The following is a 3209-nucleotide window of genomic DNA, read 5'->3' as shown; positions in this document are numbered from 1 at the left end:
GCCGAGGCTGGTGCGACCCATGCTCGACGAGATGGCGGCGCCCGAAATCGCCGCCGCCGCCGCGAGGTCCAGCTGCCCCTCCGCCTTGGCCATCGCTGTCGAGGACGCATATCCGGTCGAGGTGCTGCCGACGAAATGTTTTGAAAACAGGAAGAATTCGGCGTTGCGCCCTCTCTTGCTCGGGTCGGCCTCGGGAAGGCTGTGGACTTGCACGGCAGGTGGGGGCGCGATTGGCCGATGGTGGCCCGGCAGAATGATATCCGGCCCGCCCCACCAGGCCCTCAACCTTATGGCTGCGGCAACCTTGGCGCCCACCCAGCGAATCGCGCGGACGAGAACGGACCTCTTCGGAGGCTCGGCCGTTTGCCCGGCATCCCTGGCGCGGCGCACATTCAACGTGCCGTTTATCAACAGATAGGGCGCCATCGCGCCGAGGGCATCCAGAGCGATGTCGGCCTGATCTTCGCTGCCGCCGAGGCGAAATGCCTGCCGAAGCCGGTCGCGGTAAAGGCGGTGCAACCCATTGGCGTTCTCGGTGAAGTTGAAGGCCACAAATGTGACGATGGCGCTGATGGCCAAATAGTTGAGCAGTACGGTGGATTCGTCATGCTGCCAGACACCTTTCGCCATCCTGGCTGCCACGGCGAAAATGGCTGAGCATGCAATAAGCAGCAGCACCTTGATGACCACCGATCCGCTATAGTCATGCCTCATCGCGCCAAAGAAGCCACTGAGCCGGCCGGGGGCCAGATCGTCCGCGAGATAACGAACCACAAAGGTTCGCGCCGCCAGAAACAGCGCCATCGATATGACAAGGATCGTGAACAGGACGCGATTGTCGGCCGTCAGCCAGGCTGGACCGTAGGCATAGCCGCTGTCGCGGCCAAACAGCCACGACACGTCGAAGCCCCAGATCGTGATCGGCGAAAAGATCTTGATGCCCCAGATCGTGATCAACAGAAAGAAGCCGTAGATCAGCAGGGGCAGGGCGAGACCGAGTGCGAGAAACGCCGCGCGCGCCAGATAGCCGCGCAGCTGGTGTCCGATCCCCGGCGAATTCAGGGCCTTCTGCAGCCAGGAAATCAGAATGCCCCTGAAGGCGGCGGTGGCTGTGACGATGGCCGCCGCCGCCGTGATCAGCGCCTTGAGCGTCTCCATTGTCGTCTGCCGATGACCAGCCTTCGGAGAGGTCACCTCGATCAGCCACAGAATGATCTTGGGCTGAATTTCAATCAGGAGCAGGCCGGCGGTGACCAGCAGCAGGGTGCGACCGCCCTTGGCCCATCTACTGTCCTGTTCCAGGCGCTCGCCTTTGCGCGCAAAGGCATAGCTGTCGGTATAGGACCGTCGCAATCCCCAGACGACCAGCCAGACGGCGAGAACCACCATCATCGACCGCGAGAGCACGAACGGGTTGGCCACCAGCGATCGCAGGCTGGCGGCCCATCCCGCCTTGCCCCAATCGTCGCCGAAGAGCCAGTTGGCGACGTCGAGCACGATGCTGTGCCCGAGATGATCGGTGGTCGGGTTGGTCAGGATGACGAATGTCGCCAACGGCAGGATCAGCGTCAGCAACAGCAGGACATTGACCATCCAGCCGCGCATCAGAATGCCGATCGACAGCGTGATATCCTGGAAGCCGCGCGGCGCCAGGAAACGGCTGTTGTCGCGGATGTGGCCGACCAACGCGTTGTCGCGCACGTCGTCGCCCGAGGCGAAGGGAAAATCGAGCGGCCCGTCCTCGCTTTTCTTCGCTGGATCGAGTTCCAGACTTTTCGCTTGCTCGAGTTCCTGGCGCGTCATGTCGGCGATCATCGCCGATCCGATGTAGCCGCCGCCCGATACCGTCGACAGATAGTCGATCCGCGGTATGAGCTTGTACTGGTCGAGTGCCTGAAGCGCGCCGAGGCAGAACGAAGCCGATCTTATCCCGCCACCCGAAAGCGCCACGCCAAACAGCCAGGCCGGATCACCCTTGGCAACGGAATCGGGCTTGCCACCCCCAGCATCTTTCGAAGCATCCACGCCAAGCGCCTTGCGGCGAGCGAGGATGGCGTCATACTCTGATCGCAGAACCGTCTCGAATTCGTCGGTATACAAGATAGAATCGGATTTCTCTCCTTGACCGGCCATAGCTGTCCCCGACACCGCTATTGCTGATCAATACAACAGGCCACAAGCATTTTCGCAAGGATTAGCGCCGTCTGGAAAGTGAATCCGTCACCAAGATCATCCGTAACTTGAAAATCACAAGCGATTTTGACGGCATCAGGCGCCTTGCTTCGCAGATGGGAGAAGATCAGCGCGCTGACTATGGTTCATCACTTGTGGGGCAAGACGTTCGCTCAGGCGGCGGAGCCCGCAACGCGCCTGCTTTCCCGCTATCCCCATTCAGCCGCCCTCCACTTCCTGCACAAACTGCGCCTGAAATTCCGGGCTCAATGGGATCGGCTTGATCACGTCGATCAGCACGCCGTTCGGGTCGCTGGTGATGAAATGGCGCTGGCCGAACGGTTCATCGCGTAGCGAGCGAAGGATCGGAAGGCCGGCCGCCACGACACGCTCATAGACCGCGTCGGGGTCGCCAACCTCGAAATTGATCAGCAAACCTGATGTGCGGCCCCGTCCTTCCTCCGGGATCGTTTCGTGGTCGCCGTGCACGATGCCGAGATTGACCCGGCGGTCCTCGGTCGACTGCAGATGCACATACCAGTCGCTCTCGAACAGCGGCTTGAAGGCGAAATGCTCGACATAAAATTCTTTCGTACCGGCGACGTCGCCTGTCATCAGCACCGGATAGTAGCTCGTCGTCTTCATCTTTCCTTCTCCCGTCAAACAACATACAGTCTGCATGTAAATGCAATTAACATACAGGCTGCATGTATGCAACGAGAATCCGCGCGCCGCTCCAATCGCGATCGCACCGAGGCGACGCGCGCCGACCTGATCGACGCCGCGCGAAAACTGTTCACCGAAAAGTCCTATGCCGAGACCGGCACGCCGGAGATCGTCGCCGCCGCCGGCGTCACCCGCGGCGCGCTCTATCACCATTTCGCCGACAAGCAGGCGCTGTTTGCCGCCGTGGTCGAGCAGGAGGCTGCCGCGGTGGCCGAAGAGGTCGAGCGCGCCTCGCCCGCCTCGCTCCCTGCCCGCGACGCGCTGATCGCCGGCTCGGACGCCTATCTGGCGGCGATGCGGGCGCCGGGCCG

Annotated in this window: 3 protein-coding genes; 1 reads left to right on the top strand and 2 read right to left on the bottom strand. The window is 61.8% G+C overall.

The window, feature by feature from the left end; genetic code table 11:
- Positions 1 to 2100 (bottom strand): patatin-like phospholipase family protein (locus EOA33_RS29385; protein WP_210212624.1); only part of this gene is annotated, 2100 nt, incomplete at its 3' end.
- A gap of 291 nt (positions 2101 to 2391) precedes the next feature.
- Complete coding sequence (locus EOA33_RS29380) at positions 2392 to 2817, bottom strand: VOC family protein (protein ID WP_126058801.1); 426 nt, start codon at positions 2815 to 2817, stop codon at positions 2392 to 2394.
- Between the two features lie 66 nt (positions 2818 to 2883).
- Here EOA33_RS29380 and EOA33_RS29375 point away from each other — a divergent pair.
- Positions 2884 to 3209, top strand: a 326-nt coding sequence (locus tag EOA33_RS29375; RefSeq protein WP_145989337.1) for a helix-turn-helix domain-containing protein, incomplete at its 3' end; no start/stop codon positions are given.

The sequence above is a fragment of the Mesorhizobium sp. M4A.F.Ca.ET.050.02.1.1 genome (assembly GCF_003997725.1).
Classification (GTDB): Bacteria; Pseudomonadota; Alphaproteobacteria; order Rhizobiales; family Rhizobiaceae; genus Mesorhizobium.
This window is presented reverse-complemented; position numbering and strand designations above follow the sequence as displayed.

Excerpts from the sequence above, each read along its gene's own strand:
- EOA33_RS29380 (WP_126058801.1), bottom strand. The coding sequence starts at position 2,817 with ATGAAGACGACGAGCTACTATCCGGTGCTGATGACAGGCGACGTCGCC.